The sequence below is a fragment of the Pseudomonas sp. GW531-T4 genome, from assembly GCF_017349615.1.
In the GTDB taxonomy this organism is placed as follows: Bacteria; Pseudomonadota; Gammaproteobacteria; order Pseudomonadales; family Pseudomonadaceae; genus Aquipseudomonas; species Aquipseudomonas chlororaphis_I.
Genome location: NZ_JACMZT010000001.1, coordinates 320,292 through 345,693, shown reverse-complemented (window position 1 = coordinate 345,693; position 25,402 = coordinate 320,292). Strand labels below are relative to the sequence as shown.

Below are 25,402 nucleotides of genomic sequence, written 5' to 3'. Positions count from 1 at the left end.
ACATTCTGAATTGCAGGCGCTAGCTGCTTGATTGTGCCTGTCACGCTTTCTATGCAACAGCCTTAGGCATGGCTATCATGCCTGCCTCATTGTGAGGCGAGATCTGCATGCTGACATTGTTGGAGCTTCTGAAGGACGGGCGGTTTCACTCGGGCCAGGCCCTTGGTGCTGCCTTGGGTATTAGCCGTAGTGCCGTGTGGAAGCAGTTGCAGCAGTTGGAGGCTGATCTGGGGCTTTCTATCCATAAAGTCCGCGGTCGCGGTTATCAGCTGGCGGCTCCGCTGATGCTCCTGAGCCCGGCAGATATTTGCGAGCAGTCAAAGGATTGCCCTTGGGCTGTGTTGGCTTTCGATTCCATCGACTCTACAAATGCTGAAGCTCTGAGGGCTGTCGAGCGCGGCGTGCCTGCGCCGTTCCTGGTGCTCGCTGAGCGTCAGACGGCGGGGCGTGGTCGGAGAGGTCGCAAATGGGTGAGCCCTTTTGCAGAAAATGTTTATTACAGTCTCGTGCTGCGTATCGATGGTGGAATGCGTCAGCTTGAAGGGCTCAGCTTGGTGGTCGGGCTGGCAGTCATGCAGACCTTGCGTGAGTTTGGAGTTGCTGGTGCGGGTCTGAAGTGGCCAAACGATGTTTTGGTTGGGCGCAAAAAAATCGCTGGAATCCTGCTGGAGTTGGTTGGGGATCCTGCCGATGTTTGTCATGTGGTTCTGGGTGTGGGTATCAACGTCAACATGCAGAAAACTGACGAGGTTGATCAGCAGTGGACTTCTATGCGGCTTGAGTCCGGTAAGCAGGTTGATCGCAACCAGTTGGTTGCTCGGCTGAGTATGATGCTGAGGGCTTACCTGGAGCGTCACCAAGCCCAGGGCTTTTCCTCTATTCAAGAGGAGTGGGAGCAGAATCACTTGTGGCAAGGTAATGCGGTGTCTCTGATTGCTGGGGTCAATAAAATAGACGGTGTTGTTATGGGCATCGATCAGCAAGGGGCATTGCGATTGGAAGTAGATGGGGTTGAGAGGGTCTACAGCGGTGGTGAGCTCAGCTTGAGGTTGCGCGATGATTCTTGAGCTTGACTGTGGAAACAGCTTCATTAAGTGGCGTGTTCTGAATAATGCCGCGCTTGGGGTATTTGCTGAGGGTGTGGTTGGTTCCGATGACGCCTTGGTCGGGCATCTGCGTGCGCTAAACGGCTTGGTCTTGAGCCGCTGCCGTTTGGTCAGCGTTCGCACGGTCGAAGAGACGAACAAGCTTACTTCTATGTTGGTACAGGCTTTTGGTGTATCGGTGGTCTGTGCTGCGCCTGCGAAAGAAATGGCAGGCGTACGAAATGGCTATGAGGAGTTTGAGCGACTTGGTCTGGACCGCTGGCTTGCCATGCTGGGGGGCTTTCGCCTGGCAGCTGGTGCTTGTCTGGTGCTCGATTTTGGGACAGCTGTTACTGCGGACTTCATTGCGGCGGATGGGGAGCACCTGGGGGGCTTTATCTGCCCGGGGATGCCATTGATGCGTAATCAGTTGAGAACTCACACTCGTCGGATTCGGTACGACGATTTGTCTGCCGAGCGCGCCTTGGAGAGCCTGTTGCCGGGGCGTACGACGGTTGAAGCGGTAGAGCGCGGCTGCTCATTGATGTTGAGAGGGTTTGTGCTGACTCAGCTGGAGCTGGCGCGCGACTATTGGGGGGAAGATTTCGTGGTGTTCCTCACTGGTGGTGATGCTGAGCTGGTTTCTGGTGTCGTGCCGCAGGGGCGAGTGGTCCCTGATCTGGTTTTTGTCGGATTGGCTATGGCTTGCCCATTGTCCTGAGGTTTTTATGCGCTGGTTGTTCCTGCTGCTCCTGGTTCTCAATGTGTTCTATTACGTCTGGCATCAGCAGGAGGCGCCTTTGCGTGCGAAGGAGGTAACGCCTCTGACGCTTTATAAAGGGGCTCAGCAGGATATTCGCTTACTGAGTGAGTCGTCTGGCTCGCTCTCCAGGCGTGACAAGGGAGGCGAGGCTCAAGGCGATTGCCTCTATATAGGTGGTTTTGCTCGTCGTGATCAGGCTCAAGCGCTTGAGCAGCGCCTGTCGGTATTGGGTGTGGAGGTTCGGTTGAAGTCTTTGGCTCTGCCTGATGCTTCTGGTTACTGGTTGCGTGTGGCCCCTGAAAGCAAGCATTTGCTGGATGATTCGTTGCTGCAGAATCTTGCTAAAGAATTCAATGAGTTAAAACATAAAATAATGTCATGCGAAGGCATTGCAACTGCCGAATAGTTTGCATAGAATGGCGCCCGCTCCGCAGTGAAGACCTCTAGAGGTAGACGCAGCGAAGCAAGGTCAATGCAGCTAACCTCAGGTTTTTAATGAGAAAATGCTTGACAGAAGGGTGGCATAGTATAGAATGCTGCCTCGCTTAGGAGGGGTTCCCGAGCGGCCAAAGGGATCAGACTGTAAATCTGACGTCTACGACTTCGAAGGTTCGAATCCTTCCCCCTCCACCAGATTTAAGCGTGAGCTGCAAGCTCCGCGGGTATAGTTTAGTGGTAGAACCTCAGCCTTCCAAGCTGATGATGCGGGTTCGATTCCCGCTACCCGCTCCAAGTTTGCAGGTTGTGCAAAGTGTTTCGCTCTTGTAGCTCAGTTGGTAGAGCACACCCTTGGTAAGGGTGAGGTCAGCGGTTCAAATCCGCTCAAGAGCTCCATATAACAAGGCAGATATGAAAATATCTGCCTTTGTTTTAATGGCTTGTGTGACTTGCTCAATTCTTCTCCTAGGGGTGATTTCGATGGCTAAGGAAAAGTTCGAACGTAATAAGCCGCACGTCAACGTTGGTACCATTGGTCACGTTGACCACGGTAAAACCACTCTGACTGCTGCTCTGACTCGCGTCTGCTCCGAGGTTTTCGGTTCGGCTCGTGTTGACTTCGACAAGATCGACAGCGCCCCAGAAGAAAAAGCTCGTGGTATCACCATCAACACCGCGCACGTAGAGTACGACTCGAACATTCGTCACTACGCGCACGTTGACTGCCCAGGTCACGCCGACTACGTCAAAAACATGATCACTGGTGCTGCCCAGATGGACGGCGCGATCCTGGTTTGCTCGGCTGCCGATGGTCCGATGCCACAAACTCGTGAGCACATCCTGCTGTCCCGTCAGGTAGGCGTTCCGTACATCGTTGTCTTCCTGAACAAGGCTGACATGGTTGATGACGCTGAGCTGCTGGAACTGGTTGAGATGGAAGTGCGCGATCTGCTGAGCACTTACGACTTCCCAGGTGATGACACTCCAATCATCATCGGTTCGGCTCTGATGGCTCTGAACGGCCAAGACGACAACGAAATGGGCACTACCGCTGTTAAGAAGCTGGTAGAAACTCTGGATACCTACATCCCAGAGCCAGAGCGTGCTATCGACAAGCCGTTCCTGATGCCTATCGAAGACGTGTTCTCGATCTCCGGTCGTGGCACCGTGGTAACTGGCCGTGTTGAGCGTGGTATCGTTCGCATCCAGGAAGAAGTTGAGATCGTTGGTCTGCGCGAAACTCAGAAAACCACCTGCACCGGCGTTGAAATGTTCCGCAAGCTGCTCGACGAAGGTCGTGCTGGCGAGAACTGCGGCGTTCTGCTGCGTGGCACCAAGCGTGACGACGTTGAGCGTGGCCAGGTTCTGGTTAAGCCAGGTACCGTTAAGCCGCACACCAAGTTCACCGCTGAAGTGTACGTTTTGAGCAAAGAAGAAGGCGGCCGTCATACTCCGTTCTTCAAAGGCTACCGTCCACAGTTCTACTTCCGTACTACTGACGTGACTGGTAACTGCGAGCTGCCAGAAGGCGTTGAAATGGTAATGCCAGGTGACAACATCCAGATGACTGTCACTCTGATCAAAACCATCGCGATGGAAGATGGTCTGCGTTTCGCTATTCGTGAAGGCGGTCGTACCGTCGGCGCTGGCGTCGTAGCCAAGGTCATCGAGTAAGTTCTTGATATATCTCCATCGGGCCGGCATAATGGTCGGCCTGATTTGTTTTTAGGTCAGTAGCTCAATTGGCAGAGCGACGGTCTCCAAAACCGTAGGTTGGGGGTTCGATTCCCTCCTGACCTGCCAGATTCACTCGGTGTGTCTGGCTTTCTTTTCACAGGATCTTCATAGATGACTCCTAAAGCTGAAGCTCAAGGCTCTCGCTTCGATCTGTTCAAGTGGCTTGTAGTAGTTGCTTTGGTGGTCGTTGGCGTTGTCGGTAATCAGTATTACTCTGCTTCGCCGATCCTGTACCGTGTACTCGCTTTGCTTGCCATTGCTGCTGTAGCTGCCTTTGTAGGCTTGCAGACGGCCAAGGGCAAGTCTTTCTTTGTACTGGTTAAGGAAGCTCGCACCGAGATTCGTAAAGTCGTATGGCCAACTCGCCAAGAGACCACACAGACCACGTTGATCGTAGTGGCTGTTGTTCTGGTTATGGCGTTGCTGTTGTGGGGGCTTGATTCCCTGCTCGGCTGGCTCGTTTCCTTGATTGTTGGCTAAGGGTGTCCCGTGGCTAAGCGTTGGTACGTTGTGCATGCTTACTCGGGTTATGAGAAGCATGTAATGCGTTCGTTGATCGAGCGCGTAAAGCTGGCTGGCATGGAAGATGGCTTTGGCGAAATTCTGGTTCCCACTGAAGAAGTGGTTGAAATGCGTAATGGCCAGAAACGCAAAAGTGAGCGCAAGTTCTTCCCTGGTTATGTGCTGGTTCAGATGGATATGAACGAGGGTACTTGGCACTTGGTCAAGGATACTCCTCGGGTGATGGGCTTCATTGGTGGTACAGCCGACAAGCCTGCACCAATCACGGACAAAGAGGCAGAAGCGATTCTGCGTCGTGTCGCTGATGGTAGCGACAAGCCTAAGCCGAAGACTCTGTTCGAGCCGGGTGAGGTTGTTCGTGTTACCGATGGTCCGTTCGCTGACTTTAACGGCACTGTCGAAGAAGTTAACTACGAAAAGAGCCGGATCCAAGTGGCTGTGCTCATTTTCGGTCGCTCTACTCCGGTAGAGCTAGAGTTCAGTCAGGTCGAAAAGGCATAACTGAACGAGAATCCCATACCCCGCAGCCCAAGGCTGTGGGGTTTTGTCGTCACTGGGATAAACGCGCAAGTAACCGGGGAGCCTTTCTAGGCGTTTGAACCCGTAATTGGAGTGCCTCATGGCTAAGAAGATTACTGCTTACATCAAGCTGCAAGTGAAGGCCGCACAGGCCAACCCAAGTCCACCCGTCGGTCCAGCTCTGGGTCAGCACGGCGTGAACATCATGGAATTCTGCAAGGCCTTCAACGCCCGTACCCAGGGTCTTGAGCCAGGTCTGCCGACTCCTGTGATCATCACTGTTTACAGTGACCGCAGCTTCACTTTCGAAACTAAGAGCACCCCTGCTTCGGTTCTGCTGAAGAAAGCTGCTGGCCTGACCAGCGGTTCCGCTCGTCCGAACACCGTTAAGGTTGGCACCGTTACCCGTGCTCAGCTGGAAGAAATCGCGAAAACCAAAAACGCGGATCTGACTGCAGCTGATATGGATGCAGCCGTGCGTACTATCGCCGGTTCTGCTCGTAGCATGGGCCTTAACGTGGAGGGTGTGTAATGGCTAAGCTGACCAAGCGCCAAAAGGCTATCGCGGGCAAGATTGAAGCGGGCAAGGCCTACAGCTTCGTAGACGCAGCTGCTCTCCTGACCGAGCTGTCGACCGTCAAGTTCAGCGAGTCTGTCGACGTCGCTGTAAACCTGGGCGTTGACCCACGTAAATCTGACCAGGTTGTTCGCAGCGCTACCGTGCTGCCACATGGCACTGGCAAGACTGTACGTGTAGCTGTGTTCACCCAAGGTCCAGCTGCTGAAGCTGCCCTGGCTGCCGGCGCTGATCGCGTAGGTATGGACGACCTGGCTGCCGAAATGAAAGGCGGCGACCTGAACTATGACGTGGTTATTGCTTCCCCGGATGCAATGCGCGTTGTAGGTCAACTGGGTCAGATCCTCGGCCCACGTGGTCTGATGCCTAACCCTAAGGTTGGTACCGTAACTCCAGACGTAGCAGGCGCTGTTAAAAACGCCAAGGCTGGTCAGGTTCGTTATCGCACCGACAAAAACGGCATTATCCACACCTCTGTTGGCAAGGTTGGCTTCGACGCCATCAAGCTGAAGGAAAACGTTGAAGCCCTGATCGCTGATCTGAAGCGTATCAAGCCAGCTTCTTCGAAAGGTATCTACGTCAAGCGCGTTACCCTGAGCACCACTATGGGCCCAGGTCTGGTCATCGACCAGGGTTCGCTGGACGTATAAGACACAGGTTGACGCAAGAGATTGCGTCAATTGAAAGATTGGGGTCCCTGCCTGGCGGGGGCTATCCAAGACCGTAGGCGACGCAAGTCTTAAACCACAAGCCTACGCAGATGGTGCTCCCGGTTCCTTACCGAATCAGACACCAAAACGACATCCGGCCTCGGTTGGATGAAACGGTAACAAGCAGGAGTTGAACCCGTGGCAATTAAACTCGAAGACAAGAAGGCCATCGTCGCTGAAGTCAACGAGGCTGCCAAAGGCGCTCTGTCCGCTGTCGTGGCTGATGCCCGTGGTGTGACAGTAGGCGCTATGACCGGACTCCGTAAAGAGGCCCGCGAAGCTGGCGTGTATGTACGTGTCGTACGTAACACCCTGCTCAAGCGCGCTGTTGAAGGCACTCAATATGACGTGCTCAACGACGCGTTCGTCGGCCCTACCCTGATTGCATTCTCCAAGGAACATCCGGGCGCTGCTGCTCGTATTTTCAAAGAGTTCGCAAAGGGTCAGGAAAAGTTCGAGATCAAGGCAGCTGCGTTCGAGGGCAAGTACCTCGCAGCAAACGAGATCGACGTGTTGGCTTCGCTGCCAACTCGCGACGAAGCTATTGCGAAGCTGATGAGCGTGATCCAAGGCGCTACCAGCAAGCTGGCTCGTACTCTGGCGGCCATTCGCGACCAGAAAGAAGCTGCTGCTGCCTAAGGCACTGCAAGCCCTTTCAAAATCATATGTTTAATTTGATGGCTGCGTAGGCTGTCACCCCAATACAGGAATTTATAGTCATGTCTCTGACTAACGAGCAAATCATCGAAGCAATCGGCCAGAAAACCGTTCTGGAAGTTGTTGAGCTGATCAAAGCAATGGAAGAAACCTTCGGCGTTACCGCTGCTGTTGCCGCTGCTGGCCCAGCTGCTGCTGCCGCTGTTGTTGAAGAACAAACTGAATTCAACGTCATGCTGACCGAAGCTGGCGAGAAGAAAGTTAACGTGATCAAGGCTGTACGTGAACTGACCGGTCTGGGCCTGAAAGAAGCCAAGGCTGTAGTTGACGGTGCTCCTGCCATGGTTCTGGAAGGCGTTGCTAAAGAAGCCGCTGACAAAGCCAAAGCAGCTCTGGAAGAAGCAGGCGCTAAAGTCGAGCTGAAGTAAGCATCGACTTTGTGTCTCCAGCCCAAGCGTTAAGCTGAGGCTGATGGCTGGTGGCTCTTGCCACCGGCCTTTTTCCGTTATTGGCAGCCGACTGGGTCGGTGCTTCTAACGTGCTGTAACCACCCTGTGCGGTGGCGCAAACCAAAGGGTTTGCACGATTTTCTGGCTGCTCCCGTCGGGAGGGGCCAAATAAGCAGGTGACCAAGCTGGGGAACGCTGATGGCTTACTCATATACTGAGAAAAAACGTATCCGCAAGGACTTTAGCAAGTTGCCGGACGTCATGGATGTGCCGTACCTCCTGGCCATCCAGCTGGATTCGTATCGTGAATTCTTGCAAGCGGGAGCGACTAAAGATCAGTTCCGCGACGTGGGCCTGCATGCGGCCTTCAAATCCGTTTTCCCGATCATCAGCTACTCCGGCAATGCTGCGTTGGAGTATGTCGGTTATCGCCTGGGCGAACCGGCATTTGATGTCAAAGAATGCGTGCTGCGCGGTGTAACTTACGCCGTACCTTTGCGGGTAAAAGTTCGTCTGATCATTTTCGACAAAGAATCGTCGAACAAAGCGATCAAGGACATCAAAGAGCAAGAAGTCTACATGGGTGAAATCCCCCTGATGACTGAGAACGGTACCTTCGTAATCAACGGTACCGAGCGTGTAATCGTTTCCCAGCTGCACCGTTCCCCTGGCGTATTCTTCGACCACGACCGTGGCAAGACGCACAGCTCCGGTAAGCTGCTGTACTCCGCACGTATCATTCCTTACCGCGGTTCCTGGTTGGACTTCGAGTTCGACCCGAAAGACTGCGTATTCGTGCGTATCGACCGTCGTCGCAAGCTGCCTGCATCGGTACTGCTGCGTGCGTTGGGCTACACCACTGAAGAAGTGCTGGACGCTTTCTACACCACCAACGTATTCCACGTGCGCGGCGAAAGCCTGAGCCTGGAGTTGGTGCCTCAGCGCCTGCGTGGTGAAATTGCGGTCCTCGATATTCAGGATGACAAAGGCAAGGTTATTGTCGAGCAGGGTCGTCGTATTACTGCTCGCCACATCAACCAGCTGGAAAAAGCCGGGATCAAAGAGCTGGAAGTGCCTCTGGACTACGTCCTGGGTCGTACTACCGCCAAGGTCATCGTGCATCCGGCCACCGGCGAAATCCTGGCAGAGTGCAACACCGAGCTGAACACCGAGATCCTGGCGAAGATCGCCAAGGCTCAGGTTGTGCGCATCGAAACGCTGTACACCAACGATATCGATTGCGGTCCGTTCGTTTCCGACACTCTGAAGATCGACTCCACCACCAACCAGCTGGAAGCGTTGGTCGAGATCTATCGCATGATGCGTCCTGGCGAGCCTCCAACCAAGGATGCGGCCGAGACCCTGTTCAACAACCTGTTCTTCAGCCCTGAGCGTTATGACCTGTCTGCGGTCGGCCGGATGAAGTTCAACCGTCGTATCGGTCGTACCGAGATCGAAGGTTCCGGCGTGTTGTGCAAGGAAGACATCGTTGCGGTTCTGAAGACTCTGGTCGACATCCGTAACGGCAAAGGCATCGTCGATGACATCGACCACCTGGGTAACCGTCGTGTTCGCTGCGTAGGCGAGATGGCCGAGAACCAGTTCCGCGTTGGCCTGGTGCGTGTAGAGCGCGCGGTCAAAGAGCGTCTGTCGATGGCTGAAAGCGAAGGCCTGATGCCGCAAGACCTGATCAACGCCAAGCCAGTGGCGGCGGCGGTGAAGGAGTTCTTCGGTTCCAGCCAGCTGTCCCAGTTCATGGACCAGAACAACCCGCTGTCCGAGATCACCCACAAGCGCCGTGTCTCTGCACTCGGCCCAGGCGGCCTGACTCGTGAGCGTGCAGGCTTTGAAGTTCGTGACGTACACCCGACTCACTACGGTCGTGTATGCCCGATCGAGACGCCGGAAGGTCCGAACATCGGTCTGATCAACTCCCTGGCCGCCTATGCTCGCACCAACCAGTACGGCTTCCTCGAGAGCCCGTACCGTGTGGTGAAAGAAGGTCTGGTGACCGACGAAATCGTGTTCCTGTCCGCTATCGAAGAGGCCGATCACGTGATCGCCCAGGCTTCGGCGACCATGAACGACAAAGGTCAGCTGATCGACGAGCTGGTAGCTGTTCGTCACCTGAACGAATTCACCGTCAAGGCGCCAGAAGACGTCACCTTGATGGACGTTTCGCCGAAGCAGGTAGTTTCGGTTGCGGCGTCGCTGATTCCGTTCCTCGAGCACGACGACGCCAACCGTGCGTTGATGGGGTCGAACATGCAGCGTCAGGCTGTACCAACCCTGCGTGCCGACAAGCCGCTGGTAGGTACCGGCATGGAGCGTAACGTTGCCCGTGACTCCGGCGTCTGCGTCGTGGCTCGTCGTGGCGGCGTGATCGACTCGGTTGATGCCAGCCGTATCGTGGTTCGTGTTGCAGATGACGAAGTTGAGCCAGGCGAAGCCGGTGTCGACATCTACAACCTGACCAAATACACCCGCTCCAACCAGAACACCTGCATCAACCAGCGTCCGCTGGTGAGCAAGGGTGATCGGGTTCAGCGCAGCGACATCATGGCCGACGGTCCGTCCACCGACATGGGTGAACTGGCTCTGGGTCAGAACATGCGCATCGCGTTCATGGCATGGAACGGCTTCAACTTCGAAGACTCCATCTGCCTGTCCGAGCGTGTGGTCCAGGAAGACCGCTTCACCACGATCCACATCCAGGAACTGACCTGTGTGGCCCGTGACACCAAGCTTGGCCCAGAGGAAATCACTGCGGACATCCCGAACGTGGGTGAAGCTGCACTGAACAAGCTGGACGAAGCCGGTATCGTTTATGTCGGTGCTGAAGTAGGCGCAGGCGACATCCTGGTCGGTAAGGTCACTCCGAAAGGCGAGACCCAGCTGACTCCGGAAGAGAAACTGCTGCGTGCAATCTTCGGTGAAAAAGCCAGCGACGTTAAAGACACCTCCCTGCGCGTACCTACCGGTACCAAGGGTACTGTCATCGACGTACAGGTCTTCACTCGTGACGGTGTAGAGCGTGACGCTCGTGCCCTGTCGATCGAGAAGAGCCAGCTCGACGAGATCCGCAAGGATCTGAACGAAGAGTTCCGTATCGTCGAAGGCGCCACTTTCGAACGTCTGCGTTCCGCTCTGGTCGGCCACAAAGCCGAAGGCGGCGCCGGCCTGAAGAAAGGTCAGGAAATCACCGACGAAGTACTCGACGGTCTTGAGCATGGCCAGTGGTTCAAACTGCGCATGGCTGAAGATGCTCTGAACGAGCAGCTCGAGAAGGCCCAGGCCTACATCGTTGATCGCCGCCGTCTGCTGGACGACAAGTTCGAAGACAAGAAGCGCAAGCTGCAGCAGGGCGATGACCTGGCTCCAGGCGTGCTGAAAATCGTCAAGGTTTACCTGGCAATCCGTCGTCGCATCCAGCCGGGCGACAAGATGGCCGGTCGTCACGGTAACAAGGGTGTGGTCTCGGTGATCATGCCGGTTGAAGACATGCCGCACGATGCCAACGGCACCCCGGTCGACGTCGTCCTCAACCCGTTGGGCGTACCTTCGCGTATGAACGTTGGTCAGATTCTCGAAACTCACCTGGGCCTCGCGGCCAAAGGTCTGGGCGAGAAGATCAACCGCATGGTCGAAGAGCAGCGCAAGGTCGCGGAACTGCGTAAGTTCCTGGACGAGATCTACAACCAGATCGGTGGTCGTAACGAAGATCTGGATAGCTTCTCCGATCAGGAAATCCTGGATCTGGCGAAAAACCTGCGCGGCGGCGTGCCGATGGCCACTCCGGTGTTCGACGGTGCCAAGGAAAGCGAAATCAAGGCCATGCTGAAACTGGCGGACCTGCCAGAAAGCGGCCAGATGCAACTGACCGACGGCCGTACCGGCAACAAGTTCGAGCGCCCGGTTACTGTTGGCTACATGTACATGCTGAAGCTGAACCACTTGGTAGACGACAAGATGCACGCTCGTTCTACCGGTTCGTACAGCCTGGTTACCCAGCAGCCGCTGGGTGGTAAGGCGCAGTTCGGTGGTCAGCGTTTCGGGGAGATGGAGGTCTGGGCACTGGAAGCATACGGTGCTGCATACACTCTGCAAGAAATGCTCACAGTGAAGTCGGACGATGTGAACGGCCGGACCAAGATGTACAAAAACATCGTGGACGGCGATCACCGTATGGAGCCGGGCATGCCCGAGTCCTTCAACGTGTTGATCAAAGAAATTCGTTCCCTCGGCATCGATATCGATCTGGAAACCGAATAACACGTGACGCGAATCGAGAGCGGGGCAGGATTGCCCGCTCTCTGCTCCGCCAGGAGGAAAGGCCTTGAAAGACCTACTGAATTTGCTGAAAAACCAGGGTCAAGTCGAAGAGTTCGACGCCATCCGTATCGGATTGGCCTCGCCTGAGATGATCCGTTCGTGGTCGTTCGGTGAAGTTAAAAAGCCGGAAACCATCAACTACCGTACGTTCAAGCCTGAGCGTGACGGCCTGTTCTGCGCCAAGATCTTTGGCCCGGTAAAGGATTACGAGTGCCTGTGCGGTAAGTACAAGCGCTTGAAGCATCGTGGCGTGATCTGCGAAAAGTGCGGCGTTGAAGTTGCACTGGCCAAGGTTCGCCGTGAGCGCATGGCGCACATCGAACTGGCTTCGCCAGTTGCCCACATCTGGTTCCTGAAATCGCTGCCGTCCCGTATCGGCCTGCTGATGGACATGACCCTGCGTGATATCGAGCGTGTTCTCTACTTCGAGAGCTATGTCGTTATCGACCCGGGCATGACCACTCTGGAAAAAGGTCAGTTGCTCAACGACGAGCAGTACTTCGAAGCACTGGAAGAGTTCGGTGACGACTTCGACGCCCGCATGGGTGCCGAGGCTGTCCGCGAGCTGTTGCACGCTATCGACCTGGAGCACGAGATTGGCCGTCTGCGCGAAGAGATTCCGCAAACCAACTCGGAAACCAAGATCAAGAAACTGTCCAAGCGTCTGAAGTTGATGGAAGCCTTCCAGGGTTCCGGCAACCTGCCAGAGTGGATGGTGCTGACCGTTCTGCCGGTTCTGCCGCCAGATCTGCGTCCACTGGTCCCGCTGGATGGTGGTCGTTTCGCGACTTCCGACCTCAACGATCTGTATCGTCGAGTGATCAACCGTAACAACCGCTTGAAGCGCCTGCTCGATCTGTCCGCTCCGGACATCATCGTGCGCAACGAAAAGCGTATGTTGCAGGAAGCCGTCGACGCACTGCTCGACAACGGTCGTCGTGGCCGCGCTATCACCGGTTCCAACAAGCGTCCTCTGAAATCCTTGGCTGACATGATCAAGGGTAAGCAAGGTCGTTTCCGTCAGAACTTGCTCGGTAAGCGTGTTGACTACTCCGGTCGTTCGGTAATTACCGTAGGCCCGACCCTGCGTCTGCACCAGTGCGGTCTGCCTAAGAAAATGGCTCTCGAGCTGTTCAAACCGTTCATTTTCGGCAAGTTGGAAATGCGTGGCCTGGCCACCACCATCAAAGCCGCGAAGAAGATGGTCGAGCGCGAGCTGCCAGAGGTTTGGGACGTTCTCGCCGAAGTGATTCGCGAACACCCAGTGCTCCTCAACCGTGCACCGACCCTTCACCGTCTGGGTATCCAGGCGTTTGAACCGGTACTGATCGAAGGTAAGGCTATCCAGCTGCACCCTCTGGTCTGTGCTGCGTACAACGCCGACTTCGACGGCGACCAAATGGCCGTGCACGTACCGCTGACACTGGAAGCCCAGTTGGAAGCGCGTGCGTTGATGATGTCGACCAACAACATCCTGTCGCCAGCCAACGGTGAGCCAATCATCGTTCCGTCGCAGGACGTTGTATTGGGTCTGTACTACATGACTCGTGAAGCGATCAACGCCAAGGGCGAAGGTCGTGTGTTCGCGGATCTGCAGGAAGTTGACCGTGTGTTCCGTGCCGGCGAAGCCGCACTGCATGCCAAGGTCAAGGTGCGGATCACCGAAACCGTCAACGATCGTGATGGCGGCAGCGTGACCAACACCCGTATCGTCGACACCACTGTCGGCCGTGCGCTGTTGTTCCAGGTTGTGCCAAAAGGTCTGTCGTACGACGTCGTCAACCTGCCGATGAAGAAGAAGGCGATCTCCAAGCTGATCAACCAGTGCTACCGCGTGGTTGGTCTGAAAGAGACCGTGATCTTCGCTGACCAGTTGATGTACACCGGTTTTGCTTACTCGACCATTTCCGGCGTTTCTATCGGTGTTAACGACTTCGTTATCCCGGATGAAAAAGCCCGCATCATCGGTGCTGCCACCGACGAAGTGAAAGAGATCGAGAGCCAGTACGCCTCCGGCCTGGTGACCCAGGGCGAGAAGTACAACAAAGTGATCGACCTCTGGTCGAAAGCGAACGACGAAGTCTCCAAGGCGATGATGGCCAACCTCTCGAAAGAGAAGGTCATCGACCGTCACGGCGACGAAGTCGAGCAAGAATCTTTCAATTCGATGTACATGATGGCCGACTCGGGTGCGCGGGGTTCCGCAGCACAGATTCGTCAGCTGGCCGGTATGCGTGGTCTGATGGCCAAGCCGGATGGTTCCATTATCGAAACGCCGATTACTGCGAACTTCCGTGAAGGTCTGAGCGTACTCCAGTACTTCATCTCGACTCACGGTGCTCGTAAAGGTCTGGCGGATACCGCGTTGAAAACTGCGAACTCCGGTTACCTGACTCGTCGTCTGGTGGACGTGGCGCAGGATCTGGTTGTAACCGAGATCGACTGTGGCACCGAACACGGCCTGGTAATGACTCCGCACATTGAAGGCGGCGACGTTGTAGAGCCGTTGGGTGAGCGCGTGTTGGGTCGTGTTATTGCCCGTGACGTATTCAAGCCAGGTACCGAGGACGTCATCGTTCCTGCCGGCACTCTGGTCGACGAGAAGTGGGTTGAGTTCATCGAGCTGAACAGCATCGACGAAGTGATCGTGCGTTCACCGATCAGTTGTGAAACCCGCTACGGCATTTGCGCCAAGTGCTACGGCCGCGACCTGGCTCGTGGTCACCAGGTGAACATCGGTGAAGCTGTCGGCGTTATCGCTGCTCAGTCCATCGGTGAGCCGGGTACCCAGCTGACGATGCGTACGTTCCACATCGGTGGTGCGGCAAGCCGGACCTCCGCGGCCGACAGCGTTCAGGTGAAGAATGGCGGTACCGTCCGTCTGCACAACCTGAAGCACGTTGAGCGAGTGGATGGTCATCTGGTTGCTGTGTCCCGTTCCGGTGAGCTGGCGATTGCTGACGACTTCGGTCGTGAGCGCGAGCGTTACAAGCTGCCGTACGGTGCTGTGATTTCGGTTAAAGAGGGTGACAAGGTCGACGCTGGCTCTATCGTGGCCAAGTGGGATCCGCACACCCACCCAATCGTTACCGAAATGAAAGGTACCGTGACCTACGTGGGCATGGAAGAAGGCATCACGATCAAGCGTCAGACTGACGAATTGACCGGTATGACCAACATTGAAGTTCTCGATGCCAAAGACCGTCCGGCTGCAGGTAAGGACATCCGTCCTGCAGTGAAGATGGTGGGTGACGATGGCAAAGATCTGCTGTTGCCAGGTACCGACGTACCGGCCCAGTACTTCCTGCCAGCCAACGCCCTGGTCGGTGTTGCGGACGGTGCGCGGATCGCGATCGGTGACGTTATCGCGCGTATTCCGCAAGAAACTTCGAAGACTCGTGACATCACCGGTGGTCTGCCGCGTGTTGCCGACCTGTTCGAAGCTCGTCGTCCGAAAGAGGCCTCGATCCTGGCTGAAGTCAGCGGCACCATCGCGTTCGGTAAAGAGACCAAAGGCAAGCGCCGTCTGGTCATTACCCCGAACGACGGTAGCGATCCGTACGAAGAGCTGATTCCGAAGTGGCGCCACCTGAACGTCTTCGAAGGCGAACAGGTAAACCGCGGCGAAGTTATCTCCGACGGTCCAAGCGATCCACACGACATCCTGCGTCTGCTGGGTGTGAGTGCGCTGGCCAAGTACATCGTGAACGAGATTCAGGACGTTTACCGTCTGCAAGGCGTGAAGATCAACGACAAGCACATCGAGACCATCCTGCGTCAGATGCTGCGTAAGGTTGAGATCGCTGAATCCGGCGATTCCAGTTTCATCAAGGGCGACCAGATGGAACTGACTCACGTACTGGTAGAGAACGAGCGTCTGAACACCGAAGACAAGTTTGTCGCCAAGTTCACCCGCGTTCTGCTGGGTATCACCAAGGCGTCGCTGTCGACCGAATCGTTCATCTCGGCGGCCTCTTTCCAAGAGACCACTCGCGTACTGACCGAAGCGGCGGTAACCGGCAAGCGCGATTACCTGCGCGGCCTGAAAGAAAACGTTGTCGTGGGTCGCCTGATCCCGGCTGGTACCGGCCTGGCGTATCACAGCGAGCGTAAGCGTCGTCGTGATGCCGACAAGCCGCTGCGCGTAAGCGCAAGTGAAGTTGAAGCTGCACTGACCGAAGCGCTGAACTCCAGCGGTAACTGAGGTCTGCAGTAGATTGAGATAGGGCCCTGGCTTTTCCGCTCACGAATCAAGACGATTTTGTCGGAGTTCGCTGATCGGGGAGGCCGGGGCCTTGCCTTGACTGGGGACAAGATCCTCTTTAGACTCTTGTACCCCTAAATTTGGTGGGGCTTGCGCCCTGCCATTTTGTTTATGTCGAAAGACAACAGTGGAGCTAGTAGATGGCAACTATCAACCAGCTGGTACGTCAGCCGCGTAAGCGTATCGTCGAGAAATCCGACGTACCTGCGCTGCAGAACTGCCCGCAACGTCGTGGCGTGTGCACTCGCGTGTATACCACTACGCCGAAAAAACCTAACTCGGCACTGCGTAAAGTATGCCGTGTGCGTCTGACCAACGGTTTCGAGGTTTCCTCGTACATCGGTGGTGAAGGCCACAACCTGCAAGAACACAGCGTGGTACTGATCCGCGGCGGTCGTGTAAAAGACTTGCCAGGTGTTCGTTACCACACCGTTCGCGGCTCCCTGGATACCTCCGGCGTTAAAGGTCGTAACCAAGGTCGTTCGAAGTACGGTACCAAGCGTCCGAAGTAATCGGCCGTTTTGCAGTTAATTATTTTATTGAGTCGATAAGAGTAAGGTCGGGCACGAGTCCTTTGGATCAACTGTCCCGAGCTAACCTGAAGACCGTTTGAGGGCTTATCATGCCAAGACGTCGCGTAGCAGCCAAACGTGAGATTCTGGACGATCCGAAATACGGAAGCCAGATCCTCGCCAAGTTCATGAACCACGTAATGGAAAGCGGCAAGAAAGCCGTTGCCGAGCGTATCGTTTATGGCGCGCTGGAAAAAGTTAAAGAACGCAAGAACAGCGATCCCCTGGAAATCTTCGAGAAAGCTCTCGACGCCATCGCTCCGCTGGTCGAAGTGAAGTCGCGCCGTGTTGGCGGTGCTACTTACCAGGTTCCGGTCGAAGTTCGTCCGTCCCGTCGTAACGCTCTGGCAATGCGCTGGTTGGTAGACTTCGCCCGTAAGCGCGGCGAGAAATCTATGGCTCTGCGCTTGGCTGGCGAACTGCTGGACGCTGCCGAAGGCAAAGGTGCTGCAGTTAAGAAGCGTGAAGACGTACACCGTATGGCTGAAGCCAACAAGGCTTTCTCGCACTACCGCTTCTAATATCGGCATCATTCATTTTGCGAGGGCTTTATGGCTCGTACTACAGCAATCAACCGCTACCGTAACATCGGTATCTGTGCCCACGTTGACGCGGGCAAGACTACCACTACCGAGCGGATCCTGTTCTACACAGGTCTCAGCCACAAGATGGGTGAGGTGCATGACGGTGCTGCTACCACCGACTGGATGGTGCAGGAGCAGGAGCGTGGTATCACCATTACCTCCGCTGCTGTAACTACCTTCTGGAAAGGTTCGCGCGGCCAATACGATAACTATCGTGTAAACGTTATCGATACCCCAGGCCACGTAGACTTCACCATTGAAGTAGAGCGCTCGCTGCGCGTACTCGACGGCGCGGTCGTTGTGTTCTGCGGTACTTCCGGTGTTGAGCCTCAGTCCGAAACCGTATGGCGTCAAGCCAACAAATACGGCGTTCCACGTGTTGTTTACGTGAACAAGATGGACCGTGCTGGTGCCAACTTCCTGCGCGTTGTTGCTCAGATCAAAAACCGTCTGGGTCACACTCCGGTTCCAGTTCAGCTGGCTATCGGTGCAGAAGATAACTTCGAAGGTCAGATCGATCTGATCAAGATGAAGGCTATCTACTGGAACGACGACGACAAGGGTACTACCTATCGCGAGGAAGAAATTCCTGCCGATATGCTGGACCTGGCTAACGAGTGGCGCTCCAACATGGTTGAGGCTGCTGCCGAAGCTAACGAAGAGCTGATGAACAAGTACCTTGAAGAAGGTGAGCTGACCGTCGAAGAGATCAAGGCAGGCCTGCGTGCGCGCACCCTGGCCAGCGAGATCGTTCCGGCTGTCTGCGGTTCCTCGTTCAAGAACAAGGGTGTTCCGCTGGTTCTCGACGCTGTCATCGACTTCCTGCCGGCTCCGACCGAGATCCCTGCGATCAAGGGCGTTCATCCGGACAGCACCGACGACAACGAAATCGTTGACGAGCGTCACGCTGACGACAACGAGCCGTTCTCGGCTCTGGCGTTCAAGATTGCCACCGACCCGTTCGTGGGTACTCTGACCTTCGTTCGCGTTTACTCGGGTTTCCTGAGCTCCGGCGACTCCGTGATCAACTCGGTCAAGGGCAAGAAGGAGCGTGTTGGTCGTATGGTGCAAATGCACGCGAACCAGCGCGAAGAGATCAAAGAAGTACGTGCAGGCGACATTGCTGCTCTGATCGGTATGAAAGACGTCACCACTGGTGACACGCTTTGCGATATCGACAAGCCGATCATCCTTGAGCGTATGGACTTCCCTGAGCCGGTGATTTCGGTTGCTGTAGAGCCGAAAACCAAGGCTGACCAGGAGAAGATGGGTATTGCTCTGGGCAAGCTGGCTCAGGAGGACCCGTCGTTCCGCGTCAAGACTGACGAAGAAACCGGTCAGACCATCATTTCGGGTATGGGTGAGCTGCACCTGGATATCCTTGTTGACCGTATGCGTCGTGAATTCAACGTAGAAGCCAACATCGGTAAGCCGCAGGTTTCCTATCGCGAGAAGATCACCGTCGGCTGTGAAGTTGAAGGTAAGTTCGTTCGTCAATCCGGCGGTCGTGGCCAGTTCGGTCATTGCTGGATTCGTTTTGCTCCGGCAGACGTCGACGAAAAAGGCAATATCACTGAAGGTCTGGTGTTTGCCAACGAGGTCGTTGGTGGTGTGGTTCCGAAGGAATACATCCCGGCAATCCAGAAGGGTATCGAAGAGCAGATGAAGAACGGCGTTGTCGCCGGCTATCCGCTGATCGGCCTGAAGGCTACCGTGTTTGATGGTTCTTACCACGACGTCGACTCTAACGAGATGGCGTTTAAGGTAGCGGCCTCCATGGCGACCAAGCAGCTGCGTGAGAAGGGCAAGGGCGTAGTTCTTGAGCCGATCATGAAGGTTGAAGTAGTAACCCCTGAGGACTACATGGGTGACGTGATGGGTGACCTGAACCGTCGTCGTGGTCTGATCCAGGGTATGGAAGACTCGGTCTCTGGCAAGGTTATCCGTGCTGAAGTGCCGCTGGGTGAAATGTTCGGTTATGCGACCGACGTTCGTTCCATGTCCCAGGGTCGCGCGAGCTACTCCATGGAGTTCTCCAAGTACGCCGAAGCTCCGTCGAATATCGTCGAAGCACTCGTTAAAAAACAAGGCTAATCCAGCCCTTTAGGCAAGAGGTTCACTGTCGTGGCTAAAGAAAAATTTGAACGTAACAAACCGCACGTCAACGTTGGTACCATTGGTCACGTTGACCACGGTAAAACCACTCTGACTGCTGCTCTGACTCGCGTCTGCTCCGAGGTTTTCGGTTCGGCTCGTGTTGACTTCGACAAGATCGACAGCGCCCCAGAAGAAAAGGCTCGTGGTATCACCATCAACACCGCGCACGTAGAGTACGATTCGAACATTCGTCACTACGCGCACGTTGACTGCCCAGGCCACGCCGACTACGTCAAAAACATGATCACTGGTGCTGCCCAGATGGACGGCGCGATCCTGGTTTGCTCGGCTGCCGATGGTCCGATGCCACAAACTCGTGAGCACATCCTGCTGTCCCGTCAGGTAGGCGTTCCGTACATCGTTGTCTTCCTGAACAAGGCTGACATGGTTGACGACGCTGAGTTGCTGGAACTGGTTGAGATGGAAGTGCGCGATCTGCTGAGCACTTACGACTTCCCGGGTGATGACACTCCAATCATCATCGGTTCGGCTCTGATGGCTCTGAACGGCCAAGACGACAACGAAATGGGCACTACCGCTGTTAAGAAGCTGGTAGAAACTCTGGATACCTACATCCCAGAGCCAGAGCGTGCTATCGACAAGCCGTTCCTGATGCCTATCGAAGACGTGTTCTCGATCTCCGGTCGTGGCACCGTGGTAACTGGCCGTGTTGAGCGTGGTATCGTTCGCATCCAGGAAGAAGTTGAGATCGTCGGTCTGCGCGAAACTCAGAAAACCACCTGCACCGGCGTTGAAATGTTCCGCAAGCTGCTCGACGAAGGTCGTGCTGGCGAGAACTGCGGCGTTCTGCTGCGTGGCACCAAGCGTGACGACGTTGAGCGTGGCCAGGTTCTGGTTAAGCCAGGTACCGTTAAGCCGCACACCAAGTTCACTGCTGAAGTGTACGTTCTGAGCAAAGAAGAAGGCGGCCGTCATACTCCGTTCTTCAAAGGCTACCGTCCACAGTTCTACTTCCGTACTACTGACGTGACTGGTAACTGCGAGCTGCCAGAAGGCGTTGAAATGGTAATGCCAGGTGACAACATCCAGATGACTGTCACTCTGATCAAAACCATCGCGATGGAAGATGGTCTGCGTTTCGCTATCCGTGAAGGCGGTCGTACCGTCGGCGCTGGCGTCGTAGCTAAAGTCATCGAGTAATCGACGACTCATGAAAAAGCCCCCGCTTGCGGGGGCTTTTTTATTGGGTTGACACTCTGTGGGACCGTCTATAGAATTGCGCCTCCTTTTAACGGGCGTATTGCGCCCGGTGGGAATAGCAGCCTGGAGTCTGAAATCCAATGCAAAATCAGCAAATCCGTATCAGGTTGAAGGCTTTCGACCATCGCCTGATCGACCAATCCACCCAGGAAATCGTGGAAACCGCGAAACGTACTGGTGCTCAAGTGCGTGGTCCTATTCCACTGCCTACCCGTAAAGAGCGGTTCACCGTTCTGGTCTCCCCGCACGTCAACAAAGACGCGCGTGACCAGTACGAGATCCGTACTCATAAGCGCGTACTGGACATCGTCCAGCCAACGGATAAAACCGTTGATGCACTTATGAAGCTTGATCTTGCGGCAGGTGTGGAAGTGCAGATCAGCCTCGGCTAAGACTCGGTCTTAGTCGTGTAACGCTCTGAAATGGGCGGCCATAGCGGGTGAAAGCCCCGTACACTCATGAGGTTTACAACATGACTATTGGTGTAGTCGGTCGTAAATGCGGTATGACCCGTATTTTCACCGAAGAAGGTGTCTCCATTCCGGTCACGGTCATTGAGATCGAGCCGAATCGCGTCACCCAGTTCAAAACTGAAGAAACCGATGGCTATCGTGCAGTGCAAGTCACTGTAGGTGAGCGTCGTGCTTCGCGCGTGACTGCTGCTCAAGCAGGTCACTTCGCTAAAGCGAACGTTGCTGCCGGTCGTGGCGTTTGGGAATTCCGTCTTGAAGAAGGCGAGTACCAAGCTGGCGATCTGATCAATGCAGAAATCTTCGCAGCTGGCCAACTGGTAGATGTTACCGGTCAGTCGAAAGGTAAAGGCTTCGCCGGTACCATCAAGCGTTGGAATTTCCGCGGTCAAGATAACACCCACGGTAACTCCGTTTCCCACCGCGTCCCGGGCTCTATTGGCCAGTGCCAGACTCCTGGTCGTGTATTCAAGGGCAAAAAAATGTCCGGTCATATGGGCGCTGAGCGCGTGACCGTGCAGTCCCTGGAAGTAGTGCGCGTCGACGCTGAACGCAATCTGTTGTTGGTCAAGGGTGCTGTTCCTGGCGCTACTGGCGGCAACCTGGTTGTACGTCCGGCGGCCAAGGCTCGCGGTTAAGGGGAAGCTGACATGCAATTAAATGTAAATGACGCTCAAGCGATCGAAGTTTCCGAACTGACATTTGGCGGCGAATTCAACGAGACGCTGGTTCACCAAGCAGTCGTGGCCTACATGGCCGGCGGCCGTCAAGGTAGCAAGCAGCAAAAGACCCGTTCCGACGTTTCCGGTGGCGGCAAGCGCCCGTGGCGTCAGAAAGGTACTGGCCGTGCTCGTGCCGGTACTATCCGTAGCCCAATCTGGCGTGGCGGCGGTACCACTTTCGCAGCTCGTCCACAGGATCACTCCCAGAAGCTGAACAAGAAGATGTATCGCGCAGCAATGCGTTCCATCCTTGCTGAGCTGGTGCGTACTGATCGTCTGGTCGTGGTTCAGGATTTCGCTGTTGAAACTCCGAAAACCAAAGATCTGCTGGGCAAGCTGAACAACATGAGTCTGACCGACGTTCTGATCGTGTCTGACGCTGTTGATCAGAACCTGTACCTGGCTGCTCGTAACCTGCCACACGTTGATGTGCGTGACGTACAAGGTTCCGATCCAGTTAGTCTGATCGCATACGACAAAGTGTTGATCACTGTGTCGGCCGTGAAGAAATTCGAGGAGCTGCTGGGATGAACCAGGAACGCGTATTTAAAGTTCTGCTTGGCCCGCACGTTTCCGAGAAGGCTACGGTTCTGGCAGACAAGAAAGGCCAGTTCGTTTTCAAGGTTGCTACTGATGCAACCAAGCTGGAAATCAAGAAGGCCGTCGAAAGCCTGTTCAGCGTGAAAGTGGAGCGCGTTACTACCCTGAACGTTCTGGGTAAGAGCAAGCGTACCGCTCGCGGTCTGGGCAAGCGTAATGACTGGAAGAAGGCAGTTATCTCCCTTCAGCCAGGCCAAGATCTCGATTTCAGCAGCAGTGCTGAGTAAGGAAGGGGTGCATCATGGCAATCGTTAAATGCAAACCGACTTCCCCTGGCCGCCGTTTTGTGGTCAAGGTGGTCAATCAGGAGCTGCATAAAGGCGCTCCTCACGCACCGCTGCTCGAGAAGAAATCGAAGTCTGGTGGTCGTAACAACAATGGCCGTATTACCACTCGTCACGTTGGTGGTGGTCATAAGCAGCACTATCGTCTGGTCGACTTCCGTCGCAACGACAAAGATGGCATCGCTGCCACTGTCGAGCGTATCGAATACGATCCAAACCGTACTGCTCACATCGCTTTGCTGCTGTACGCAGACGGCGAGCGTCGCTACATCATCGCCCCTAAAGGCGTGAGCGCTGGCGACCAGCTGATCGCAGGTGCTCTGGCACCGATCAAGCCGGGCAACGCTCTGCAACTGCGTAACATTCCAGTTGGTAGCACCGTACACGGCATCGAACTGAAGCCAGGTAAAGGCGCGCAAATCGCTCGTTCCGCTGGTGCTTCGGCTCAGCTGATCGCTCGTGAAGGTGTCTATGTGACCCTGCGTCTGCGTTCTGGTGAGATGCGTAAAGTCCTGGCTGAATGCCGTGCGACCCTGGGCGAGGTCTCGAACTCCGAGCACAGTCTGCGTTCGCTGGGTAAAGCTGGTGCCAAACGCTGGCGTGGCGTTCGCCCAACCGTTCGTGGTGTTGCCATGAACCCGGTTGACCACCCACATGGTGGTGGTGAAGGTCGTACCTCTGGTGGTCGTCATCCGGTATCGCCATGGGGCTTCCCGACTAAGGGCGCGAAGACTCGTGGTAATAAGCGTACCGACAAAATGATCGTCCGTCGTCGCAAGTAAATAGAGGGATACGACAGTGCCACGTTCTCTGAAAAAAGGTCCTTTTATTGATCTTCACCTACTGAAGAAGATCGAAGTGGCGGCGGAAAAGAACGATCGCAAACCAGTTAAGACCTGGTCGCGCCGTTCCATGATCCTGCCACAAATGGTCGGTCTGACCATTGCTGTGCATAACGGTCGTCAACATGTTCCAGTTCTCGTGAACGAAGACATGGTCGGCCACAAACTGGGCGAGTTCGCCGGTACCCGTACATATCGCGGGCACGTGGCTGACAAGAAAGCCAAGCGTTAAGGGGTAAGGAACGATGGAAGTAGCCGCTAAGTTGTCGGGCGCTCGAATCTCCGCCCAGAAAGCCCGCTTGGTCGCCGACCAGATCCGCGGGAAGAAGGTGGGCGAAGCGCTCAACCTGTTGGCTTTCAGCAGTAAGAAAGCCGCCGAGATCATGAAGAAAGTGCTGGAGTCGGCCGTAGCCAACGCCGAGCATAACGAAGGCGCAGACGTTGATGACCTGAAGGTCTCCACCGTTTTCGTCAACGAAGGGCGTTCGCTGAAGCGCATCATGCCACGTGCCAAAGGCCGTGCTGATCGCATCGTCAAGCGGTCTTGCCATATCACTGTCAAGGTTGCTGACAAGTAACGGAGTCGAAGAGATGGGTCAGAAAGTACATCCCATTGGCATTCGCCTGGGAATCGTCAAGGAGCACACCTCCGTCTGGTACGCAGACGGTCGGACTTATGCGGACTATTTGCTCGCAGATCTGAATGTGCGTGAGTACCTCCAAGACAAACTAAAAAGCGCGTCCGTAAGCCGTATCGATATCCATCGTCCGGCTCAAACTGCACGCATCACCATCCACACCGCTCGTCCCGGCATCGTGATCGGCAAGAAAGGTGAAGATGTTGAGAAACTGCGTCAGGACCTGACCAAGCAAATGGGTGTGCCTGTGCACATCAATATCGAAGAGATCCGCAAGCCGGAGCTCGACGGTATGCTGGTTGCCCAGAGCGTAGCTCAGCAGCTGGAGCGTCGTGTAATGTTCCGTCGCGCTATGAAGCGCGCAGTACAGAACGCCATGCGCATTGGTGCCAAAGGCATCAAAATCCAAGTGAGCGGTCGTCTCGGCGGTGCTGAAATCGCACGTACTGAATGGTATCGCGAAGGTCGTGTGCCACTGCACACCCTGCGTGCCGATATCGACTATGCCACCTACGAAGCTCACACCACTTACGGTGTGATCGGTGTGAAGGTTTGGATCTTCAAAGGCGAAGTAATTGGTGGTCGCCAAGAAGAGCTGAAGCCACAAGCACCAGCGCCTCGTAAAAAAGCTGCTAAGTAAGGGGTACGCCAAATGTTGCAACCAAAGCGTACGAAGTTCCGCAAGCAAATGACCGGCCACAACCGTGGTCTGGCATTGCGCGGTAGCAAAGTCAGCTTCGGCGAGTTCGCGCTGAAGTCTGTTGCTCGTGGTCGTCTCACCGCTCGTCAGATCGAGTCAGCGCGTCGTGCTCTGACCCGTCACGTAAAACGTGGCGGCAAGATCTGGATCCGTGTATTCCCGGACAAGCCTATTTCCAAGAAACCACTCGAAGTTCGGATGGGTAAAGGTAAGGGTAACGTCGAATACTGGGTTGCCCAGATTCAGCCAGGCAAAGTCCTGTATGAAATCGAGGGTGTTTCTGAAGAGCTGGCGCGTGAGGCTTTCGCCCTGGCTGCTGCAAAGCTGCCGCTCGCCACCTCCTTTGTTAAACGGACGGTGATGTGATGAAAGCGAATGAACTTCGTGAAAAATCCGCACAGCAGCTGAACGAGCAACTGCTCGGCCTGCTGCGCGACCAGTTCAATCTGCGTATGCAGAAGGCAACTGGCCAGTTGGGGCAGTCTCATCTGCTCTCGCAAGTTAAACGTGACATCGCTCGCGTGAAGACTGTGCTCAACCAGCAGGCAGGTAAGTAATC

General features: G+C 55.3%; 26 protein-coding genes and 4 tRNA genes. All 30 read left to right on the top strand.

The features are described 5' to 3' along the window. Window positions 1-107 precede the first annotated feature (107 nt). The 30 genes from birA to rpmC all read left to right on the top strand — a co-directional run bounded on the left by birA (window position 108) and on the right by rpmC (window position 25,400). The gene (birA, locus tag J4D28_RS01715) at window positions 108-1,067 is read left to right on the top strand and encodes a bifunctional biotin--[acetyl-CoA-carboxylase] ligase/biotin operon repressor BirA (RefSeq protein ID WP_009051128.1); all 960 of its coding nucleotides are present in this window, start codon (window positions 108-110) and stop codon (window positions 1,065-1,067) included. Next, on the top strand, window positions 1,057-1,806 hold the full coding sequence (locus J4D28_RS01710) for a pantothenate kinase (RefSeq protein WP_009051127.1): 750 nt from the start codon (window positions 1,057-1,059) through the stop codon (window positions 1,804-1,806). The genes birA and J4D28_RS01710 overlap by 11 nt, the downstream gene beginning before the upstream one ends. A 7-nt stretch (window positions 1,807-1,813) precedes the next feature. After that, window positions 1,814-2,254 (top strand): hypothetical protein, encoded by a 441-nt coding sequence (locus J4D28_RS01705; protein ID WP_009051126.1) that lies wholly within the window; start codon window positions 1,814-1,816, stop codon window positions 2,252-2,254. Window positions 2,255-2,396: 142 nt separating this feature from the next. Continuing rightward, window positions 2,397-2,481, top strand: a tRNA-Tyr gene (locus J4D28_RS01700). A 25-nt stretch (window positions 2,482-2,506) separates the two neighbouring features. Next, a tRNA-Gly gene (locus tag J4D28_RS01695) sits at window positions 2,507-2,580 on the top strand. A 26-nt stretch (window positions 2,581-2,606) separates the two neighbouring features. Continuing rightward, window positions 2,607-2,682, top strand: a tRNA-Thr gene (locus J4D28_RS01690). An 84-nt stretch (window positions 2,683-2,766) separates the two neighbouring features. Then, window positions 2,767-3,960 carry an elongation factor Tu gene (tuf, locus tag J4D28_RS01685; RefSeq protein ID WP_016702644.1) on the top strand — a complete coding sequence of 398 codons (1,194 nt, stop codon included), beginning with the start codon at window positions 2,767-2,769 and terminating at the stop codon, window positions 3,958-3,960. Window positions 3,961-4,013: 53 nt separating this feature from the next. Continuing rightward, window positions 4,014-4,089: transfer RNA gene (locus J4D28_RS01680), tRNA-Trp, on the top strand. Between the two features lie 45 nt (window positions 4,090-4,134). After that, entirely contained in the window at window positions 4,135-4,503 is a 369-nt protein-coding gene (secE, locus tag J4D28_RS01675) for a preprotein translocase subunit SecE (protein ID WP_009051122.1), read from the top strand. A 9-nt stretch (window positions 4,504-4,512) separates the two neighbouring features. Continuing rightward, window positions 4,513-5,046, top strand: coding sequence for a transcription termination/antitermination protein NusG (gene nusG, locus J4D28_RS01670; RefSeq protein WP_002555501.1), 534 nt, complete (start codon window positions 4,513-4,515; stop codon window positions 5,044-5,046). 118 nt (window positions 5,047-5,164) lie between these two features. Further along, the gene (gene rplK / locus J4D28_RS01665; protein ID WP_003176435.1) at window positions 5,165-5,596 is read left to right on the top strand and encodes a 50S ribosomal protein L11; all 432 of its coding nucleotides are present in this window, start codon (window positions 5,165-5,167) and stop codon (window positions 5,594-5,596) included. Then, on the top strand, window positions 5,596-6,291 hold the full coding sequence (rplA, locus tag J4D28_RS01660; RefSeq protein WP_009051121.1) for a 50S ribosomal protein L1: 696 nt from the start codon (window positions 5,596-5,598) through the stop codon (window positions 6,289-6,291). The genes rplK and rplA overlap by 1 nt, the downstream gene beginning before the upstream one ends. 198 nt (window positions 6,292-6,489) lie before the next feature. After that, complete coding sequence (gene rplJ, locus J4D28_RS01655; protein WP_007925954.1) at window positions 6,490-6,990, top strand: 50S ribosomal protein L10; 501 nt, start codon at window positions 6,490-6,492, stop codon at window positions 6,988-6,990. An 80-nt stretch (window positions 6,991-7,070) separates the two neighbouring features. Continuing rightward, window positions 7,071-7,436, top strand: a complete 366-nt coding sequence (gene rplL / locus J4D28_RS01650; protein WP_007925956.1) for a 50S ribosomal protein L7/L12 — start codon at window positions 7,071-7,073, stop codon at window positions 7,434-7,436. A 219-nt stretch (window positions 7,437-7,655) separates the two neighbouring features. Next, window positions 7,656-11,729 (top strand): DNA-directed RNA polymerase subunit beta, encoded by a 4,074-nt coding sequence (gene rpoB, locus J4D28_RS01645; RefSeq protein WP_007925957.1) that lies wholly within the window; start codon window positions 7,656-7,658, stop codon window positions 11,727-11,729. 64 nt (window positions 11,730-11,793) lie between these two features. After that, on the top strand, window positions 11,794-15,993 hold the full coding sequence (gene rpoC, locus J4D28_RS01640) for a DNA-directed RNA polymerase subunit beta' (RefSeq protein ID WP_009051120.1): 4,200 nt from the start codon (window positions 11,794-11,796) through the stop codon (window positions 15,991-15,993). A 200-nt stretch (window positions 15,994-16,193) separates the two neighbouring features. After that, complete coding sequence (gene rpsL / locus J4D28_RS01635; protein WP_003186084.1) at window positions 16,194-16,565, top strand: 30S ribosomal protein S12; 372 nt, start codon at window positions 16,194-16,196, stop codon at window positions 16,563-16,565. Window positions 16,566-16,675: 110 nt separating this feature from the next. Beyond that, a complete protein-coding gene (rpsG, locus tag J4D28_RS01630; protein ID WP_007925959.1) occupies window positions 16,676-17,146 on the top strand; it encodes a 30S ribosomal protein S7 in 471 nt (156 codons plus the stop codon). Window positions 17,147-17,176: 30 nt separating this feature from the next. After that, window positions 17,177-19,303: an elongation factor G gene (fusA, locus tag J4D28_RS01625; protein ID WP_009051119.1), complete on the top strand. Its 2,127-nt coding sequence runs from the start codon at window positions 17,177-17,179 to the stop codon at window positions 19,301-19,303. Window positions 19,304-19,333: 30 nt separating this feature from the next. After that, complete coding sequence (gene tuf / locus J4D28_RS01620; protein ID WP_016702644.1) at window positions 19,334-20,527, top strand: elongation factor Tu; 1,194 nt, start codon at window positions 19,334-19,336, stop codon at window positions 20,525-20,527. A gap of 140 nt (window positions 20,528-20,667) precedes the next feature. Further along, on the top strand, window positions 20,668-20,979 hold the full coding sequence (gene rpsJ, locus J4D28_RS01615) for a 30S ribosomal protein S10 (protein WP_003186070.1): 312 nt from the start codon (window positions 20,668-20,670) through the stop codon (window positions 20,977-20,979). 80 nt (window positions 20,980-21,059) lie between these two features. Beyond that, complete coding sequence (gene rplC / locus J4D28_RS01610) at window positions 21,060-21,695, top strand: 50S ribosomal protein L3 (RefSeq protein WP_007924205.1); 636 nt, start codon at window positions 21,060-21,062, stop codon at window positions 21,693-21,695. Between the two features lie 12 nt (window positions 21,696-21,707). Then, window positions 21,708-22,310 carry a 50S ribosomal protein L4 gene (gene rplD, locus J4D28_RS01605; RefSeq protein ID WP_007924200.1) on the top strand — a complete coding sequence of 201 codons (603 nt, stop codon included), beginning with the start codon at window positions 21,708-21,710 and terminating at the stop codon, window positions 22,308-22,310. Further along, a complete protein-coding gene (gene rplW / locus J4D28_RS01600; RefSeq protein WP_002555488.1) occupies window positions 22,307-22,606 on the top strand; it encodes a 50S ribosomal protein L23 in 300 nt (99 codons plus the stop codon). The genes rplD and rplW overlap by 4 nt, the downstream gene beginning before the upstream one ends. Window positions 22,607-22,620: 14 nt before the next feature. Beyond that, on the top strand, window positions 22,621-23,445 hold the full coding sequence (rplB, locus tag J4D28_RS01595) for a 50S ribosomal protein L2 (protein WP_007924198.1): 825 nt from the start codon (window positions 22,621-22,623) through the stop codon (window positions 23,443-23,445). A gap of 16 nt (window positions 23,446-23,461) precedes the next feature. Beyond that, window positions 23,462-23,737 (top strand): 30S ribosomal protein S19, encoded by a 276-nt coding sequence (rpsS, locus tag J4D28_RS01590; RefSeq protein WP_002555486.1) that lies wholly within the window; start codon window positions 23,462-23,464, stop codon window positions 23,735-23,737. A gap of 13 nt (window positions 23,738-23,750) precedes the next feature. Further along, a complete protein-coding gene (gene rplV, locus J4D28_RS01585; RefSeq protein WP_003103908.1) occupies window positions 23,751-24,083 on the top strand; it encodes a 50S ribosomal protein L22 in 333 nt (110 codons plus the stop codon). Between the two features lie 13 nt (window positions 24,084-24,096). Next, window positions 24,097-24,783, top strand: coding sequence for a 30S ribosomal protein S3 (gene rpsC / locus J4D28_RS01580; RefSeq protein ID WP_007924192.1), 687 nt, complete (start codon window positions 24,097-24,099; stop codon window positions 24,781-24,783). A 12-nt stretch (window positions 24,784-24,795) separates the two neighbouring features. After that, entirely contained in the window at window positions 24,796-25,209 is a 414-nt protein-coding gene (gene rplP, locus J4D28_RS01575; RefSeq protein WP_003228729.1) for a 50S ribosomal protein L16, read from the top strand. After that, a complete protein-coding gene (gene rpmC, locus J4D28_RS01570; RefSeq protein ID WP_002555481.1) occupies window positions 25,209-25,400 on the top strand; it encodes a 50S ribosomal protein L29 in 192 nt (63 codons plus the stop codon). The genes rplP and rpmC overlap by 1 nt, the downstream gene beginning before the upstream one ends. Window positions 25,401-25,402 lie beyond the last annotated feature (2 nt).

Excerpts from the sequence above, each read along its gene's own strand:
- birA (WP_009051128.1), top strand. The coding sequence starts at position 108 with ATGCTGACATTGTTGGAGCTTCTGAAGGACGGGCGGTTTCACTCGGGC.
- J4D28_RS01710 (WP_009051127.1), top strand. The coding sequence starts at position 1,057 with ATGATTCTTGAGCTTGACTGTGGAAACAGCTTCATTAAGTGGCGTGTT.
- J4D28_RS01705 (WP_009051126.1), top strand. The coding sequence starts at position 1,814 with ATGCGCTGGTTGTTCCTGCTGCTCCTGGTTCTCAATGTGTTCTATTAC.
- tuf (WP_016702644.1), top strand. The coding sequence starts at position 2,767 with ATGGCTAAGGAAAAGTTCGAACGTAATAAGCCGCACGTCAACGTTGGT.
- secE (WP_009051122.1), top strand. The coding sequence starts at position 4,135 with ATGACTCCTAAAGCTGAAGCTCAAGGCTCTCGCTTCGATCTGTTCAAG.
- rplK (WP_003176435.1), top strand. The coding sequence starts at position 5,165 with ATGGCTAAGAAGATTACTGCTTACATCAAGCTGCAAGTGAAGGCCGCA.
- rplA (WP_009051121.1), top strand. The coding sequence starts at position 5,596 with ATGGCTAAGCTGACCAAGCGCCAAAAGGCTATCGCGGGCAAGATTGAA.
- rplL (WP_007925956.1), top strand. The coding sequence starts at position 7,071 with ATGTCTCTGACTAACGAGCAAATCATCGAAGCAATCGGCCAGAAAACC.
- rpoB (WP_007925957.1), top strand. The coding sequence starts at position 7,656 with ATGGCTTACTCATATACTGAGAAAAAACGTATCCGCAAGGACTTTAGC.
- rpsL (WP_003186084.1), top strand. The coding sequence starts at position 16,194 with ATGGCAACTATCAACCAGCTGGTACGTCAGCCGCGTAAGCGTATCGTC.
- rpsG (WP_007925959.1), top strand. The coding sequence starts at position 16,676 with ATGCCAAGACGTCGCGTAGCAGCCAAACGTGAGATTCTGGACGATCCG.
- fusA (WP_009051119.1), top strand. The coding sequence starts at position 17,177 with ATGGCTCGTACTACAGCAATCAACCGCTACCGTAACATCGGTATCTGT.
- rpsJ (WP_003186070.1), top strand. The coding sequence starts at position 20,668 with ATGCAAAATCAGCAAATCCGTATCAGGTTGAAGGCTTTCGACCATCGC.
- rplC (WP_007924205.1), top strand. The coding sequence starts at position 21,060 with ATGACTATTGGTGTAGTCGGTCGTAAATGCGGTATGACCCGTATTTTC.
- rplD (WP_007924200.1), top strand. The coding sequence starts at position 21,708 with ATGCAATTAAATGTAAATGACGCTCAAGCGATCGAAGTTTCCGAACTG.
- rplW (WP_002555488.1), top strand. The coding sequence starts at position 22,307 with ATGAACCAGGAACGCGTATTTAAAGTTCTGCTTGGCCCGCACGTTTCC.
- rplB (WP_007924198.1), top strand. The coding sequence starts at position 22,621 with ATGGCAATCGTTAAATGCAAACCGACTTCCCCTGGCCGCCGTTTTGTG.
- rplV (WP_003103908.1), top strand. The coding sequence starts at position 23,751 with ATGGAAGTAGCCGCTAAGTTGTCGGGCGCTCGAATCTCCGCCCAGAAA.
- rpsC (WP_007924192.1), top strand. The coding sequence starts at position 24,097 with ATGGGTCAGAAAGTACATCCCATTGGCATTCGCCTGGGAATCGTCAAG.
- rplP (WP_003228729.1), top strand. The coding sequence starts at position 24,796 with ATGTTGCAACCAAAGCGTACGAAGTTCCGCAAGCAAATGACCGGCCAC.
- rpmC (WP_002555481.1), top strand. The coding sequence starts at position 25,209 with ATGAAAGCGAATGAACTTCGTGAAAAATCCGCACAGCAGCTGAACGAG.